Source organism: Dactylosporangium sp. NPDC051484 (assembly GCF_040689395.1).
Classification (GTDB): Bacteria; Actinomycetota; Actinomycetes; order Mycobacteriales; family Micromonosporaceae; genus Dactylosporangium.
In genome coordinates this window covers 228,776-244,174 of record NZ_JBFAZX010000006.1, presented here as the reverse complement: position 1 = coordinate 244,174, position 15,399 = coordinate 228,776, and the positions used below count along the sequence as shown (strand labels likewise).

Sequence of the window (15,399 nt, the reverse complement as noted above, 5' to 3'; positions counted from 1 at the left end):
ACGTCGGCGGGGCTCAGAGCAGCAGCACGAAGAGCAGGACCGGAATGAGCGCCAGCAGACTGATGACGAGGCCGAGCACCGGCGTGCGTGACGTGGTTTTGCGGGTCATCGCGCCGATCGTGAGCCAGCCCAGGCCGAACGCGATGGCAGGCAGGATCAGGGCACAGGGAAGGGCCAGAAGCCCGATCCCGTTGGCCTCCGAGCCCGCGAGCAGCGTCGGGATCTGCACGAGCGCGGCGAGGAGCGCGAAGCCGAAGTAGATCGAGGCGTTCACCCACACCCGTCGATTCGAGGGCGCCTGGCGCCCGGGCGCGGCCAGGGCCGCCTCAGACTGCTTCAGACCGGCCGCGGCGATCCGCAAGGCCGTGGACACTCTGCCCGGGACCGAATTCGGTACGGGTGGGCTCAGCGGGCTGACGACCCCCGTCCCCACGACGCCGGTCGCGCCGGACACCGGAATGCCGCTGACGCGGTTGGGGACGCCGCTGACCGAGACCCGCGGGATGTTCCCGGTGTTGTGCATGCTCGGCGCACCACTGGCCGGTACGCGAGGGATCGAGCCCGTGCTGTACACGCCAGGCGGCGCGCTACGCGGCACGACGACCGGGTAGCCGCCGGTTTGGGGCAGATTCGGCGGTACCGGAGGCTGGGCCGGAGCCGCCCCCGGCCGTGACGCCCCGGCGACGGCGGGTGTCCCGGGCATGGCGGGGGCTGGCGGGGCGCTCGTGGGGGGCCAGGGCGGGGCGCTCACCGGCGGCGTGGGGGTGCGCTGTCCCTGTTGCCAGCCGCCACCGCCGCCTCCGAACGGTGCCGGGGGCGGCGGTGGGGCCGTCGGCGCCCCGCGGCGCGGGTCGGCGGGCCGCGGGCCGCTGGTCAGCGCCGCGCGGGCGGCCTGCGTCTCCTGCCACGACGGCGCGAGCTCGACGGGGCGGCCGCTGGCCTCGCCGACCACCTCGTTCAGGTATGCCTCATGACGGGCGAGCTTCGCGCGGATCGCCGCGAGGTCGTTCTGGGCGGCCTTGAGCGCGGCCTTGTGCTCCGCGACCACCGCGATCACCTCCCGGCGGACCACGTCCAGCCGCTGACCGGCGGCAACGTAGTCCAGCCAGGCCTTGCGGCTCGGCTCGCCGACGGGCGCGGGCGGGGTCGTCCACGGGCCGCCGAGCTGCGCGCACACGCGGCGGACGAGCTCGGCGGGCGGGTCGGCGTCGAGGTAAACCGGTGCGTTGAGGCGGCTCGGGCCTGTGCCGGTGCCGGAGAACGTGGCACCGGGCGGGTCGCCTACCCAGGCGTGTGGGTTGCGGATCGCGATCTGGGTGGCATGCGGCAGAGGCGCCTGCGTGGTCTCCTGGGTCAGCGGCGGCGGCGGCCAGCCGGCGGCGATCAGGTGCAGCCGCCCCGCGGGCCCGGCGTGCGCCAGCCCGGCGATCCGTGCCAGGTCGCGCCCCTCAGTGAGCTCCGGCAGCGAGGCGATCACGATGAGCAGCGTCGGCGCCGGCCCGTCCGTGCGCGTCGCGAGCCACCGCTCGCCCTCGTCCAGGACCGCGCGCAGTCCTTCCGCATCCGTCGCGGGCGGCGGCATGATCGCGTCGATGCCGGCGAACCAGCCGAAGGTCGCCCCCTCGACCACGGCGTCGATCGTGCGGATGCGAACCGACCCGGGCGGCGAGGAGGCCAGCAGTCGCAGGACCAGGCTGCGCAGCAGTCCCGCGACCCTGCTGTCCCGCGCATCGGCGTCGATCGCGATGTTGCCGGCCCGCAGCAGCGGCACGATCACCGGGAACCTCGCGTCGTCGAGCGGGTGCGCCTGCCCGACACGCACGAACGTCGGCGGCAGCGGCCCACCCAACGGCGTGGCCGGCGCCAGCGCATCCAACTGGGCCCCCAGCCACCCCGGGGCCAGCATCGCTGCGTTGGCCCGCAGCCCTGCGGCAAGGTCATGCTGTTCGGCGTACTGCTCAGCCGGGGCGGCGTTGGGAGAGTACCCGTCGAGGATCGGCCCGGCCGCGGCGATCAGCGCAGCGGTGTGCCGATGCTGCGCAACCGCTCGCTCGATCCGTGCCCGCAGGCGTGCCACCGCGCCCCTTCCATCCAAGCCAGATGCGGGAACGGTAACGCAGACTGGGAACCCAGTCAGCAGGTGCATTGGCGCTAGCGTGTTGTCGCAGGTAGCCGCCCCGCCCTAGGACTTAGGCCCTGCTGTGCGGCGCGGGAATGTGCCCGGGCGGCGCACGGCGGCTAGCCTCTGGTGCGTGGACCCATCGAAGCCGAACGACCCGAGCGTGGACCAGAGCCAGCCGATTCCACGCTCCCGCCCAGGCAACGACGAGGTCATCGAGGGCGAAGTCATCGACCGCGGCGTCCCGATCGGCCGCCCCCGGACCGCCCCACCCCCTTCAGTCCCACCGGTTCCCCCAAGAAACCGCCCCAGCACCCGTCGAACCGTACTGCTGGTCCTAGCGGCCGTCACGGCGCTCGTCTGCCTAGGAGGCTCGCTGACCGCGTACCTCATGTACAGCAAAGCCGCCGAGCCCGACCGCGGTAGCCCTACAGCGACCCTGCGGCAGTATCTCGACGCGCGCTTCAATAAACGCGATGTGACGCGCGCAAACGTCTTCGCCTGTGCAACACCGGATCTGTCGACAGTCGACAAGGCTCTTGAAGATGTGGAGCAGTTGGAGACGAAGTTCAGTATCGCGATCACGATGTTCACGTCCAACATGGTGGTCACGAAGCAGGCAAGTGACTCGGCGGCTGTGCGCGTGAGGATCAATCTGGAGATCCCGGAGCATGACAGCCGTAAGTCGATCCAAGCCCAGGAATGGCAGTTCGGCACGGTCAGGAGCAGCACTTGGCGGGTGTGCTCCGCCACGAAGCTGAGCTGATCTATTCCGCCCACAGTAGGTGGATTGGGACCTCCAGGGTCTTGGGTGGTTGACCGCTCCATGCCCACCGGTACCAGTCCACCTCCCGGCAGACGCGCACGCAGATGTCGCCCTCGGCGCCGCTGTACGCGTCCGTGACCGCTCGTAGGTCCCGCTGGTCCTTCCCCGTCTTGTCCTCCGGCCCCGGCACTCGGACCACTCGCAGACCGGTGACCGCCCGCACGTCCAACGCCCGCCGTGGCGCTCGGGACGGCGGCGCGTCGAGTGACACCAGCCGTAGATCGGCTGGGCCGTCAGAGGGCGTGACGGCGCTCGAGACCCGTTCGACCCACACCCGCTCCAGCGGTACGAGCGGAGCGAAGACCTCGGTCCGCTCGACCTCGGCCCGGTACCACTCTTGCTCGGGAAGTGCCGGCACGTACGTCCGGCTTGCCTGCACCACAGCTTCGTCGATGCGCAGGTCACCGTGCCACCCCAGGCCCGGCAGTCCGACGACCGCCCGGCGCCCTCGCAGGTCGCGCAGGCTCGAGGCGGGTACGAACTCAATCCCGGCCGGTGTGCGGTTGGCGCCGCCGGCAAGCAGATCCCAGTCGGGAAAGTCCTCGCCGCCAGGCAGGTCGCTCACGGCTTGACCCCCAAGGGTGCCCCCATCCGCTGCATGAACGGCACAGCGTCGATGGCGCCGTTGTTGCTCGGGTCGCTGTTGATGTGCACCTCGAAGTGCAGGTGTGGGCCGGACGAGTTTCCGGTCGTCCCGGAGAACCCTATCTCCTGGCCGGGCGCCACCCGCTGGCCCACGACTACGCTCGGCTGCTTCACCATGTGGCAGTACCGCGTAAGAAATCCGTTCGCATGCTGGATCTCCACGTACCAGCCGCACCCACGCACCGACGGCGACCCGTCCCGCCAGCAGCCCCAGTCGGTGCCGTTGGTCAGGTGGGCCTGGCAGCGCACCTTCACGACCAGCCCCCCGGCGGCGGCCCGGATCGGCGTGCCCCGCGGCACCATCAAGTCGATACCTTGGTGCGTCGGGCGCGACGCGGTGCGGAATCCGGAGCCGATCTCGCCGTTCACCGGCGCCGTCCAGCCCGACGCGGCGATCTGGTCGCCGCTGACGCACTGCAGCTTCGTGGAGTCGCCCACCGCGCGCGCCGCTCCGCCGGTCAGCGAGTTGACCACGGTGCTCGCCAGCTGTTCATGCTTGGCATACGCGTCAGGGAACGCGCTGCGCTGCACGCGCTGGGCGGCCCGCGTCAGGCTCATCCGCATCCACCCGGGCACCGTCAGCAGCCGTTCGTAGAATTTCCGCGAGGCGTACTCCGGATCCATGACTTGCGCCGGCGTACCCCATCCAGTGCTCGGCCGCTGCTGGAACAGCCCGAGCGAGTCGTGATCGTTGCGCGCCCCGAGATTCGGCAGGTTATGCAGACTGGACTCCTGCATTGCGGTGGCCACGGCGATCACCCACCCCCGCGGTGGCACGTTCATGTCCTGCCCGACACGCACAATGATCGCGGCGTTGCGCACCTGCTCCTCGGACAGCTCATGGTGGTTCGGCATTTTGGCGGCGGCGTCGACGAGTTCCCCATTGCCGCACCCGGCGTCGTAGTTCTGCGTATTGCGCGCCGCGTCGAGAAAGAAGGCCACGGCGCCGCCGCCACAACACAACAACAGCAGGAGCGTGCAGAGGGCAGCGAGGAACACCGGCCGGATCCGCTTTTTCCCGGTTTGTACCTCGAGATCGTCGTCTTCCCCGAGAACGCTCACGCCGCCTCCCAGTCCAGCGAGGTGACCTGCCAGCGCCCGTCGAAGACCTGCAGCTCCAGCACAATCGTGCCGCCCTCGGCCGGAAACTTGGCCACGGTTGCCGGCCCGGCACTCTTCAACTGGACCGCCCCGGTGATCGTCGCCGTCGGCACGTCGGCGGGGTCGGTATCGGCAAGCTCGGCTATGAGATCCACCGAGGCGTCCGGCTTCAGCTCAGCCCGCCACTGCTCCCCGGTGATTCCAGGTTTGCGCAGCCACGCCTTGGCGAAGCGATTGGCTACGGTCGAAACGTCCGCGGCCCCTTTGCTCAGCGAGGGCGCCGCCGCCGGCGTCTCGTCAACCCCGTCGTCCCCGAGCGAGGCATACGGGTCCGCCGTAGTGGGCACCGGCGCCACGGTCGGCCCGAGCGCGTCGTTCACTGACCGCCCACCCCCGCCGTCGAGCACCGTCCGCCCTGCCCCCACGACCACGAGCACGACAACAACCAACACCAACGCGATGCCGTACCGCGTACCAAGCAGCCGCAGGACCGTACGCATGGCCGCCTACCCGGGAAGACTCGCCGACTCCGGCCGCCGAGCCCGCGGCCGCTCAGCGGCGGGTCGATCCGAGCCGGGCCGGTAAATCGAGTAGGAGGGCGCATCCTCAGCGGGAACGTCTGGCTCCTCCCACCCAGGCTCCCGCCGCCGCCGAGCCTGCTGCGGCGCCTCCCCACGCGACGACCGCCCCGTCTCCGGCCGCTCAACAGGCGTCCCGTCGCCACTGCCAATCGACACCGAGTCCTCACTCCGCGACTCGGGCCGCTGCTGCGTCTGTACGCTCTCCCCGCCCCGCCGTTGCGCCCCCGGCTCCTTGGTCCCGCCGGCCTCGACCACCTTGAGCGCGGCCGCCTGCCGCACGTCACGCATGAAAAGCCGATGCCAACCTCCGGCCGAGGTAATGGCCCGCGTCGAGTCCTTCCCGCCAAGCTGCGTGATCCGCCGGTAAGGCCGCAGCAACAGCCACCCCACAACCCCGGTAAGCCAAATGAGCAACACTTGCAACCATGGAGCAAGCGAGCCGGTCTTCAAAATCAACGTAACGGCGAACAAATAAATCGCCGACCCAGTTCCAAAGATGATGATATTGAAGACTGCGGCAATGACCGCGTTACCTAGGCGGCGGAGTCCGGCGTTGGCCGGCCGTAGCAGTCCGATGGTGCCCAGGATCGGCGACGCAATGACTGCCCAGCGAAACAGCAGGAATCCGAGGATGACCAGCACTGAGGCCGTGATGTCGAACATTGCGAAGAATAGGGCGGAAAGAATAGCAAGAAATCCTGAGCCGATGCGGTCCATTCCGTGAGTACCCTGGAGATGCTCATAGGCCTCTGGGTCCTCTGTTCGAATTTGTTCCGCGATCTTCATCCACTGCTGCTGCTTTTCTTCGGTTATGACCTTTCGCATCGTCGACACGATCGATGGTCCCGGGCGGTGCTCGCGGATGCGTTGCTGGTCTTCTTCGGCTGCGCGCTTCTCGTCGGCCCGGATGCTCTGGATGTCATCCCATGAGAATGATTTCGCGTCGTAAAGGGCGGGTCCGTATTTCTGGGCGGTTGCACTGTCGGCGGAGCCTAGTGTGCCGCGGAGCCAGGGGCGGTAAAGGAGGCCCTCTACAGCGGTATCGCTTGCGCGCGCAGCAGGTGGCCGGTTGTCCTGACAGGCGGCCGGATCGGGGTTGTGGCATTTGTCCGGCGGTATAGAGTCGTCTTGAGGCCCGACCGCATTGTGAATGACCCCGAGGCTGGTGACGAGGGTCTTGTCTGCCAGTCCGGCCGACCATGTGGGCCAGTGTGCGATCGCGGTGATTAGGACCATCACGAACACCGCCCAGCCCGCTGTAGTGACCGCGTTGGACAGATCGGACTGGCGAGAGCGCCAGAGGAGGTAGATGCCGACGATCGCTAACGTCACCGCACCGAAAGCGGTGAATACTTTTGAATAGATTGCCTTGGTCGCAGTATTCACCAAGGGGTCGGCCCAGCCCCACATGTAGGATGGGTCCCACGCGCGTTCGCGGAGCGCATTCGAGGCGCCTAGGATGCTGGTCGCGATCAGAAATTCGCCGTTGGCAACAGTGTTTTCAAACTCGGCGCTTGGGTTAGTCACCACTGAAGCGCATTTAAGGTCGTACGTCGCGAAGTCGTAACCGGCATACCCATACTCGCTATACCTGAACCACAGGCGCGAGCCATGATTCGAGTCCGGCTGCTGGGCGAACCAGCCGGCCATGCCGGAGTCGGGGGCGCTCGGGGTCGGTGCGTTCAGACAGCTCAGCTTGCCCTGGACGTTGACTTGCAGTCGATCCGCACAGTTCTGGAAGTTGCTCGGTACCCGCCATTCCTCGACCGTGCAGAGGGGGTCGCCTGGGGCGCGGGTTGGGGAGGCCGTTGCTGGGGTGGTGGGGGCTCCGAACATTGTGGCCATGGCCGTTATGAGGACCACGGCCACGTACACGGGCAGGCGTCTCACCGATCATCCTCCGGGTCCTCGTCGTGGACGTCCACGACCTCGCCGCCGACGGTGCCGGCGGTTGGAACACCCCCCGGTGTTGTGTCCAGGTAACGCAGCAGATCGGGGACGTACGACACGTCCACCCGGATCTTCTGCACGCGGCCGTCCACGTCGCGCATCACGAACTCGCGGAAGCCCAGTCGCGACGACGAACTCGTGTCGACTTGGGAGAGGGCGGCGAGCGTCTGCTCGTAGCCCACATCCGTCGGTACGCGCAGGAGGCGAAGCGCCTCGGCGGCGATCTCGGAGTCCTCGGCGATGCGGCCGACGAAGACGGTGGAGACGAGGTTCTGCACGTCCAGGCCGAGGATGTCGTTGGGGTTCTGCGAGGCGACCAGGGCGGCGAGGTTCCACTTGCGCGAGTCGCGGGCCAGGCGGACCAGGAAGGAACGGCCGGAGCGCCAGCCCTCCATGAAGTGGGCCTCGTCCAGGCCGACGAGCTTGCGCGCGGTCATGTCGCCGCCGTAGCAGCGGCGCACGGCCAGGCGGTGGGCGGTGTGAAGCATGGGCAGGGCCAGGGACTCCTCGGCCGACCAGTATTCGCGCTCGATCTTGAGGTCGGGGAGGCGCAGGCCGGCCATGGTGATGACGGTGAGGGCGGCGTCGGCGCCGAGGAGGCCGGGGGGTGGCGAGCCGAAGAAGAGCATGGCGAGCGGCATCTCGGCGGTGTCGAGCAGGAGGTTGCCCAGCTCTGTGGCGTCGTGGTCGCCGGTGTCGCGCAGGGCGCGGATGACGTCCTCGAGGGTCGAGGACTCCTCGGCCGGGACCTGGCGGACGGCGTGGCGCAGCATCGTGGCGGTCGAGGCCTCCCGGGCCACCTGCGGCGGTACGAGCATCATGCAGATGTCTTGGACGAGCATGCGACGCTCGGCGCGCGCGTTGGAGATCGCGATCTCGAACTCGCGGTCGCCGGACGGGCCGGGCGTGTAGTGCGAGCGCTGCGGGGTGGGGATCAGGGAGTAGGGGGCGAGGGTGCCCTGCTCGGAGCCGGTCAGGTTGAGCACGCGGGCGTAGGGGGCCAGCTCGGGCATGCTGCACAGCCGCGCGAGCGGGCCGGACGGGTCGAGGAGCGTCACCTGTACCCCGCGCCGCGCGGCCAGATAGCCCAGGGCGCCCATGAGCGTCGACTTGCCGCCGCCCGGCTCGGCCACGAAGACCGCCAGGCCCGACCGCTCGCGCACCTCCATCGGGAAGTGCAGGTCGAGGAAGACCGGGCGGCGGGAGGTGCCGGCGGTGCGGCCGATGAGGTCGCCGCGGCGGTCGCCGACGGTGGAGGCGGCCTGCGGCAGGGCGGCCGCGAAGAGCTTGACCGGCATCCGGCGCAGGTAACCGGTGTTGGCCAGCGGCTCGCCCGGGATGAACTCGCGGGCCAGCCAATCCTGGTTTTTTGGGTGCTGCAGCGCGACGCGCATCTCGCGCGAGTACATCTGCGTGACCCGCCGCGCCCGCTCGAGGCACTCCTCGCGGGTGCGTCCACCGACCGCGATGCGGTGCCAGCCGTGGGCGCGGGACGAGTCGACCGGCAGGCCGGTGCTGATCTCGTCGCCGATGGTGAGCGCGCGCCTGGCGAGGCGCTCGAGCTCCGGCGGCGCGTCGATGCCGTGCTCGGAGTAGTCGGCCTGCTGGGAGCGGATCAGGCGCAAACGGTGCTCGAGGTTGCGGAACGAGTCGCCGGGGCCCAGGATGTCGATCCGTGACGAGAGCTCCATCGGCCACGGCAGGCGCTCGTGGAAGTGCAGCCACGGCTCGTGCCGCTCCGGGATCTCCAGCGGCTCCATGCGCCCGACGGTGAGCACCGCGACGTGCCGCTCCTCGCCGCTGACCCGGTTGACCAGCTTCACCGTCGACCCGTACGGCGTGCGGTAGCGCTCCACCGTCTCGGTCAGGGCCAGCAGGTCGCCGGACTCCCACGAGCCGTCGAGGGTGGTGATGTGCCCCGGCGGCGACATGCACAGCGCGACCGAGCGGTACAGCAGCCACTCCAGCTCGAACGTGGTGACCCGCCGGCCGCGCATGCCGAAGGCGCCCAGCACCTCGTCGAACTGCTCGACGGTGCGGGCCATCCGGCGCCGCTCGGCGTCGGCGACTCCGCGCTTGAACAGCGCGCCGATGCGCTCGGCGAAGGTGTCGCCCAGCGTGCGGCGGGCGAAGGCGATCCCGAGGTACGTCTGACCCTCGGCGTGGTTGATCGACAGCAGGTGCTTCTGCGCGGCGACCAGGTGATCCGCCCACGTCGGGCCGCCGGCGGTGGGCAGCGGGCGCGGCGTGTTGCCGTCGACCACGCGCGCCCACTCGTCGGCCGGGAACGGCCTGGTCGTGCGGCGCAGGTGCAGCCGGAACCCGGCCAGGCCGGCGTACTGCTCGGAGATCGCCGACAGCAGCGCCTCCCGCTCGGTGTCGGGCCGGAACGCCCAGCGCACCTCGGGCAGCCAATACCACGCGGTGACCGTGTTGGGGGTGAACGTCAGGTGCCCGGCGATCTCGGTGACCGCCAGGTCGATCGCCGCGCTGCGGTCCTTGTGCCGCGGCCTGGGCGTGCGGTCGAGCGGGGTCTTCCGGCCGCGCTGGGGTGGCGGCTGCATGCGCGGCGGGCGGGGCGGCTGTTGCGCCGGCACCTCGCGGTCGGGCGGGGTGCGCCGGGCCGGGGGCGGCGAGGTGGTGGTGAGCGCCGTCGAGGGTTTTCGGGTTGTACCGCCTGTGCCCGCCCCGGCCGTCCGCCCGCCTGCCTGGCCCACCCGCTCGGGTGCGCGGGCCGGGGACCGCTCGCCCGGCTGGGCGAGACGCTCGGGCGCCCGGGACTGGGACTGCTCGACCGGCTGGTCCGGCCGCTCCGTCGCCCGCGAGCCCAGCGCAGGCCGGGTGGCCAGCCGCTCGCCGTTGGCGCGCTCCGGCTCCGCGCCGCCGGAGGGGTTGCGCGCGACGGCCCGTTTCGGCGCGCGCAGGTCCTCGGGGGCCCGCGGCGCGCCCGAGGACGGCGCGGCGGAGATCGGGATGCCGGAGACCGGCTGGACGTGCTCGACCCGGCCGGGGCCCGGCTCGAGCGCCCGGAGCCGGTCGCGCGGGTGTCCGCCCGGCGGGTCGTCGAAGAGGCCCAGGAACGGCGAGTCGACATCGGGCGTCGGCTGCGTGCTCAGCCGCTCCGTGCCGCCGCGGCCGTGCGCCCCGGGTTGGCCGCTGGTGCCCTGGAACATCGCGACGCGGCCGCCCTCGGCCGCCGCACGCAGCCCGCCATCGTAGTCGGTTGACTGCGCAGCGTCGTCGTCAATGTCCGGGCGGTTCTGATGTCCCCCGGTTCTACGGGGCGGCGGAGTGGTCATACGAGATCACCGGTGAGTTCCGGGCGGATGCGTACCTTCGAGCCGACCAGGCGGGCGTCGCGCAGCTCGGAGCTGGGCTCGCGGGTGTGACGCCAGTCGGTCAGGGCGGTGCGGACCACCATGCGGGCGGGTCGATCGGGGTCGACGTAACGGAAGATCAGCGACGTCGCCACGATCGCGAGTGCGATCTCGTAGGCGGGGAAGTAGTCGACGTGCAGCGTGATCAGGTAGCGGATGAACATGAACAGCGGCACCAGTAGCGCGAACACCCCGTACTGCGCGTATGGCAACTGAATCGGCAGCGTGTAGCCGGGCGGCCCGAGGTAGACCAGGCGGGCCCGGTAGATGTCGTCGTCGGTGCGCAGGCGCATGGTCAGGCCTACTTGAAGATCAGGCTGACCAGCGAGTCACCGAAGAAGAACAGCGACGCGGCGCCGGCGACGAAGGCCAGGCCGATGATCGCGATCGCCGAGCTGGTGAGCACGCGCGACACCTCGCCCTTGCTCGCCCGGCCGATGAAGATCACCCCGAGTGCCGCGAGCAGGATCGGCACGATCTTGGTGGTGAAGAAGGTCAGGATGCCGTCGGTATTGATCGTCTTCGGTTCGGGCGTCGGTGTCGGAGCGAGGGCGATCGCATCCACGGCGCGGGCGGCGGAGCCCCACAACGCCTGGCCGATCTCCATCAACATCATCAGACCTCCCCGGAGGCGCGGCGAGCGAGGTGCACGCCGCGCTAAGCCTCGCCGAAAAGACGACCCCGCGGTATCACCACGGCTGCTGTGTCGCTCCCCAGCGGAACCTTATCCGGGTGTTTGCCCTGCTAAATGCCCTTTGTCGGGTTTAACGGTCCGAATAACGTTCACTTGCAGAGAGTACGGTGCGGCCCTCTTTCCAACAAGCTGACCGATCCGTGGTCAGTGTGCACAGTGTGGCTCCTGTGGCGCTCCGGCGCGGCCCACGCAGGGTTGTCGCAGGTCGCCACCGAGTGCCTCTGTTGAGTTGAGTACCTTCATTCAAGTGATGCTCTTGCGACGCCCCTCGCCCGTGGTGATGGGTGTGCTCAACGTGACCCCGGACAGCTTCTCCGACGGCGGTCGCTACGCGGACCTGGACGACGCCGTGGAGCACGCGCGGCAGATGTGCGACGAGGGCGCCGACGTCATCGACGTGGGCGGCGAGAGCACCCGGCCCGGCGCCGACCGGGTCGACGCGCCGACCGAATTGGCCCGGGTGCTGCCGGTGATCCGGGCGCTGGTCGGCGAGGGCGTCACGATGAGCATCGACACGACCCGCGCCGCCGTCGCCGCTGCCGCTCTCGAGGCCGGCGTCGAGCTGGTCAACGACGTCTCCGGCGGGCTCGCCGACCCGGACATGGCCCGAGTGGTCGCCGACGCCGGCTGCCCGTGGGTGCTCATGCACTGGCGCGGGCACTCCCGCCGGATGGCCGACCTGGCCGTCTACGACGACGTGGTCAAGGACGTCTCCGCGGAACTGCTGGAGCGGGTCGACGCCGCAGTCGCCGCCGGCGTGGCCCCCGACCGGCTGATCCTCGACCCCGGCCTCGGCTTCGCCAAGAAGCCGGAGCACACCTGGCAGCTCGCCGCCCACTTGGCCGACCTCGTCGCGCTCGGCCATCCGGTCCTGGTCGGATCGAGCCGCAAGTCGCACCTGGGCCGGCTGCTCGCCGACGCCGAGGGTCGCGACCGCCCGACCGGGGAACGCGAGGCCGCGACCATCGCCACCACGGTGTTGTCGGTCGCCGCGGGCGCGTGGGGCGTGCGCGTGCACGAGGTCCGTGGCAACGTGGATGCGATCAGAGTCTGGCAGGCGACGAAGGCGGCGCGATGACATCTCCCACAGACCGCATCGCATTGAGCGGTCTCAAGGTCCGAGGCCACCATGGCGTGTTCGACTTCGAGCGCCGCCAGGGCCAGGACTTCGTCGTCGACGTGGTCCTGGAGCTCGACCTGCGCCCGGCCGCGGCCTCCGACGACGTCGCCGACACCGTGCACTACGGCGAGTTGGCCGAGCGACTGGCGGCGGTGGTGTCGGGTGAGCCGGTGAACCTGATCGAGACGCTCGCCGAGCGCCTGGCCGACGTCTGCCTGGCCGACGCCCGGGTCGGCGCGGCGACCGTGACCGTGCACAAGCCCCAGGCGCCGATCCCGCTGGAGTTCGCCGACGTCGCCGTCGTGATCCGCCGGGAGCGGCCATGACCGGTTCGGCTGGGCTCAAGCCCCCCTCAACCCGCAGCCGTAGCGAGAAGGAGGTGCCGGCGTGACCCGGGCGGTGCTGGCGCTGGGCAGCAACCTGGGCGATCGGGAGGCGCACCTGCGTGCCGCCATCGCCGGGCTGGGGGACTCGGTCGTGGTGGTCTCCGGGGTGTACGAGACCCCGCCGTGGGGCGACCCCGACCAGCCGCACTACCTCAACGCGGTGCTGCTCGCGACCGACCCGGGGGCGGGCCCGAAGGACTGGCTCGCGACCGCCCACCGGCTCGAGGAGGCGGCCGGCCGCGTGCGGGACCCCGAGCGCCGGTTCGGCCCGCGTACCCTTGACGTTGACGTGATTGCCGTGTGGAACGACGACGGGGAGCCGGTGACCTCCGACGATCCTGAGTTGACGCTGCCGCATCCCCGCGCCCATCTGCGGGCCTTCGTGCTCCGGCCGTGGATCGACATTCAGCCGTATGCCCAGCTGCCGGGGCGGGGCTGGGTCAATGACCTGCTCCGCGACGACGCGGTCGCGGGGGATCTCGCCGACCTGCGCCCAAGAGTTGACGTCCACCTCGATTCGTGATCTGGAGCGGAAGCCGATGGCCACGCCGTCACCCGAAGAGCCCAACGGAAGCGGACCCGGCGGTCCCAAGGGCCGGATGGAGCCGACCCGTCCGGCCACGCTGGTCATCGCGGCGCTCGCCACGACCGCGCTGGCCTGGATTGCCATCAGCAACTTCTGGAACAGCCTTCCCACCCTGCCCTGGCTGCCGCCGCTGACGCTCATCGGCCTGGCGATATTCGAGGGCATCGAGGCGTACTCCACGCGCAACCGGATCCTGCGCAAAGAGGGCGCCGGGCCGCTGCAGCCGCTCGTGATCGCCCGCTACGCGGTGCTCGGCAAGGCGTCAGCTCTGGTCGCCGCGCTGTTCGGGGGCATGTATGTCGGGTTGTCGTCCTGGCTGCTCACGCAGCGTGGCGTGCTGGCGAAGGTCTCCGAGAACCTGCCGCAGGCCCTGCTCGGTGTGGCGGGATCGATCGTGCTGATCGCCGCCGCGCTCTGGCTGGAGCGCTCCTGCCGGGTGCCTCCCAAAGGCCGCGACAAAGATCTGCCCAGGCAGGGCCGCAAGGACGGGGCGGACCGGGCCCCGGACGACCAGATCGCCTGAGAGCGCTCGCCGCCCGCGTTCCGGCCATTCGGCGCAGGATCACACAAAGACCACGGTTTGGTACGTCAAGGGCTGTTGCTGGTCACAATCCGCGATTACTGTGCGACCGTACCGGTCGGTTGGCAGGAGGCGCGCGCCATGGCGTACGACGACTCGCGATTCCGCAGCGAGCCCGGCTTCCGCAGCGGGGGCGTGCCCGAGGACGCACCCACGCTGGGCGTCTCCAACCAGTCGGTCTACACACCCGGCAGCTACCCGGTCTCGCCCGCCTACGGCTCGTCCAGCGAGAGCACGCTCGGGATGGGTGGCAGCCGGCGCCGGACGCCCACCGCGCAGCAGCTCGGCGACGTGTTCGACGACCCCGAGCACGGCCAGCCCGGCCGCGACCGGATGGCCGTGCACGCGCTGTGGGAGATGGTCCTGCTACTCGCCGCAGCCGCCCTGTTGTACCTGCTGCACGACGCCAGCCCGGCCGCGCTGCACGGCACCGAGCTGCAGTCGCTACTCCTCTCCGGTGCCGAGCTCGGCCTGGTCGCGATCGCCGTGGGCCTCACGCTGCGGGCCGGTGCGCCCAACCTCGCCGTCGGACCGATCGCCTTCGCCGCGGCGCTGTTCTTCGCCAGCAGCTCCGACCGTGGCCTGCCCATGACGGCCGGCATCACCGGGCTGATCTCCGTCGGTGTCGGTGTCGTGATCGCCGTGCTGGTCGTCGCGTTCCACGTGCCCGGCTGGGTGGCCAGCTTCGGCGTCGCCCTCGCGCTGGTGTCCTGGATCGCCGGCCAGCGGGACCAGAAGATCGTCACAGGTGCCTACGACCCGCACCAGCACGCGCTGTGGTGGGCGCTCGCCGTGCTCGTCATCGCGGTCGGTGGCGCCGCGCTCGGGCTGATCCGATCCGTGCGCCGCGCGGTGGGCCGATTCCGGCCCGTGCGCGACCCGGCCGACCGGCGCGGCGGCGGCGCGGCCACCATCACGGGCCTCTCGATCGCCGGATCGGCGCTGCTGTCCGCGATCGCCGGGGTCCTCATCGCGCTCGACGAGCGCACCGTCGTGGCATCGGACGGTTCGGCGTCGATCGGCGGGCTCACGCTCACCGGCCTGGCGCTCGGCGCGGCGCTCGCGGGCGGCACGTCCGCCTACGGCCGCCGCGGCGGGGTCCTCGGCACGATCCTCGCCGTCGCGGTGATCACGCTGCTGCTGCGCTACACGGCCGTCGAGGGCTGGAGCCTGCCGCCGTTCGCCCTGGCCGGCGCCGCGATCGCGCTCGGCCTCGTGGTGACCCGCCTCGTGGAGACCTTCGGCCGGCCGCGCGCCACGCCGGACGTCACCGGCGAGGAGAGCTGGACGCCGTCGTCGATCACGACCCAGGCCGAGCCGGGCAACGACTGGTCGCCGCCGTCCAGCCACACCGGGAGCTGGCCTTCGTCGCCGGGCGGCGGCGCGGACGGGGATTGGGACGGCGGGGAACGCTGGGGCACCCGATAACCTTGT

14 protein-coding genes are annotated in these 15,399 nt (G+C 70.6%); 6 read left to right on the top strand and 8 right to left on the bottom strand.

Translation table 11 applies throughout. The features are described from left to right. Nucleotides 1-13 precede the first annotated feature (13 nt). Nucleotides 14-2,077, bottom strand: coding sequence for a hypothetical protein (locus tag AB0367_RS14090; protein WP_366226655.1), 2,064 nt, complete (start codon nucleotides 2,075-2,077; stop codon nucleotides 14-16). 175 nt (nucleotides 2,078-2,252) lie between these two features. Between AB0367_RS14090 and AB0367_RS14085 the strand changes: the two genes are divergently transcribed. After that, entirely contained in the window at nucleotides 2,253-2,885 is a 633-nt protein-coding gene (locus tag AB0367_RS14085; protein WP_366226654.1) for a hypothetical protein, read from the top strand. Nucleotide 2,886: 1 nt separating this feature from the next. Here the strand turns inward: AB0367_RS14085 and AB0367_RS14080 are convergent, their stop codons facing one another. From AB0367_RS14080 to AB0367_RS14050, 7 genes are all read right to left on the bottom strand, one after another. Next, nucleotides 2,887-3,468, bottom strand: coding sequence for a hypothetical protein (locus AB0367_RS14080; protein ID WP_366226813.1), 582 nt, complete (start codon nucleotides 3,466-3,468; stop codon nucleotides 2,887-2,889). A 38-nt stretch (nucleotides 3,469-3,506) separates the two neighbouring features. Then, nucleotides 3,507-4,652, bottom strand: a complete 1,146-nt coding sequence (locus AB0367_RS14075) for a M23 family metallopeptidase (protein ID WP_366226653.1) — start codon at nucleotides 4,650-4,652, stop codon at nucleotides 3,507-3,509. Further along, nucleotides 4,649-5,071, bottom strand: coding sequence for a hypothetical protein (locus AB0367_RS14070; RefSeq protein ID WP_366226652.1), 423 nt, complete (start codon nucleotides 5,069-5,071; stop codon nucleotides 4,649-4,651). Before AB0367_RS14070 ends, AB0367_RS14075 begins: the two co-directional genes overlap by 4 nt. Before the next feature lie 126 nt (nucleotides 5,072-5,197). After that, entirely contained in the window at nucleotides 5,198-7,117 is a 1,920-nt protein-coding gene (locus AB0367_RS14065) for a DMT family transporter (RefSeq protein ID WP_366226812.1), read from the bottom strand. A 41-nt stretch (nucleotides 7,118-7,158) separates the two neighbouring features. Then, nucleotides 7,159-10,395: an ATP-binding protein gene (locus tag AB0367_RS14060; RefSeq protein ID WP_366226651.1), complete on the bottom strand. Its 3,237-nt coding sequence runs from the start codon at nucleotides 10,393-10,395 to the stop codon at nucleotides 7,159-7,161. A 122-nt stretch (nucleotides 10,396-10,517) separates the two neighbouring features. Next, on the bottom strand, nucleotides 10,518-10,892 hold the full coding sequence (locus AB0367_RS14055; protein ID WP_366226650.1) for a hypothetical protein: 375 nt from the start codon (nucleotides 10,890-10,892) through the stop codon (nucleotides 10,518-10,520). A gap of 8 nt (nucleotides 10,893-10,900) precedes the next feature. Then, nucleotides 10,901-11,215 carry a hypothetical protein gene (locus AB0367_RS14050; RefSeq protein WP_366226649.1) on the bottom strand — a complete coding sequence of 105 codons (315 nt, stop codon included), beginning with the start codon at nucleotides 11,213-11,215 and terminating at the stop codon, nucleotides 10,901-10,903. Nucleotides 11,216-11,543: 328 nt separating this feature from the next. Here AB0367_RS14050 and folP point away from each other — a divergent pair, with 328 nt between their 5' ends. The 5 genes from folP to AB0367_RS14025 all read left to right on the top strand — a co-directional run bounded on the left by folP (nucleotide 11,544) and on the right by AB0367_RS14025 (nucleotide 15,393). Beyond that, entirely contained in the window at nucleotides 11,544-12,371 is an 828-nt protein-coding gene (folP, locus tag AB0367_RS14045) for a dihydropteroate synthase (RefSeq protein ID WP_366226811.1), read from the top strand. Beyond that, on the top strand, nucleotides 12,368-12,739 hold the full coding sequence (folB, locus tag AB0367_RS14040; RefSeq protein ID WP_366226648.1) for a dihydroneopterin aldolase: 372 nt from the start codon (nucleotides 12,368-12,370) through the stop codon (nucleotides 12,737-12,739). The genes folP and folB overlap by 4 nt, the downstream gene beginning before the upstream one ends. 61 nt (nucleotides 12,740-12,800) lie before the next feature. Then, nucleotides 12,801-13,322, top strand: coding sequence for a 2-amino-4-hydroxy-6-hydroxymethyldihydropteridine diphosphokinase (gene folK / locus AB0367_RS14035; protein ID WP_366226647.1), 522 nt, complete (start codon nucleotides 12,801-12,803; stop codon nucleotides 13,320-13,322). Nucleotides 13,323-13,398: 76 nt separating this feature from the next. Beyond that, nucleotides 13,399-13,908: a DUF3180 domain-containing protein gene (locus tag AB0367_RS14030; protein WP_366226646.1), complete on the top strand. Its 510-nt coding sequence runs from the start codon at nucleotides 13,399-13,401 to the stop codon at nucleotides 13,906-13,908. A 138-nt stretch (nucleotides 13,909-14,046) separates the two neighbouring features. Further along, complete coding sequence (locus AB0367_RS14025; RefSeq protein WP_366226645.1) at nucleotides 14,047-15,393, top strand: ABC transporter permease; 1,347 nt, start codon at nucleotides 14,047-14,049, stop codon at nucleotides 15,391-15,393. Nucleotides 15,394-15,399: the final 6 nt, after the last annotated feature.

Excerpts from the sequence above, each read along its gene's own strand:
- AB0367_RS14065 (WP_366226812.1), bottom strand. The coding sequence starts at position 7,117 with ATGGCCACAATGTTCGGAGCCCCCACCACCCCAGCAACGGCCTCCCCA.
- AB0367_RS14060 (WP_366226651.1), bottom strand. The coding sequence starts at position 10,395 with ATGTTCCAGGGCACCAGCGGCCAACCCGGGGCGCACGGCCGCGGCGGC.
- AB0367_RS14055 (WP_366226650.1), bottom strand. The coding sequence starts at position 10,892 with ATGCGCCTGCGCACCGACGACGACATCTACCGGGCCCGCCTGGTCTAC.
- AB0367_RS14050 (WP_366226649.1), bottom strand. The coding sequence starts at position 11,215 with ATGATGTTGATGGAGATCGGCCAGGCGTTGTGGGGCTCCGCCGCCCGC.
- folP (WP_366226811.1), top strand. The coding sequence starts at position 11,544 with ATGCTCTTGCGACGCCCCTCGCCCGTGGTGATGGGTGTGCTCAACGTG.
- folB (WP_366226648.1), top strand. The coding sequence starts at position 12,368 with ATGACATCTCCCACAGACCGCATCGCATTGAGCGGTCTCAAGGTCCGA.
- AB0367_RS14030 (WP_366226646.1), top strand. The coding sequence starts at position 13,399 with ATGGAGCCGACCCGTCCGGCCACGCTGGTCATCGCGGCGCTCGCCACG.
- AB0367_RS14025 (WP_366226645.1), top strand. The coding sequence starts at position 14,047 with ATGGCGTACGACGACTCGCGATTCCGCAGCGAGCCCGGCTTCCGCAGC.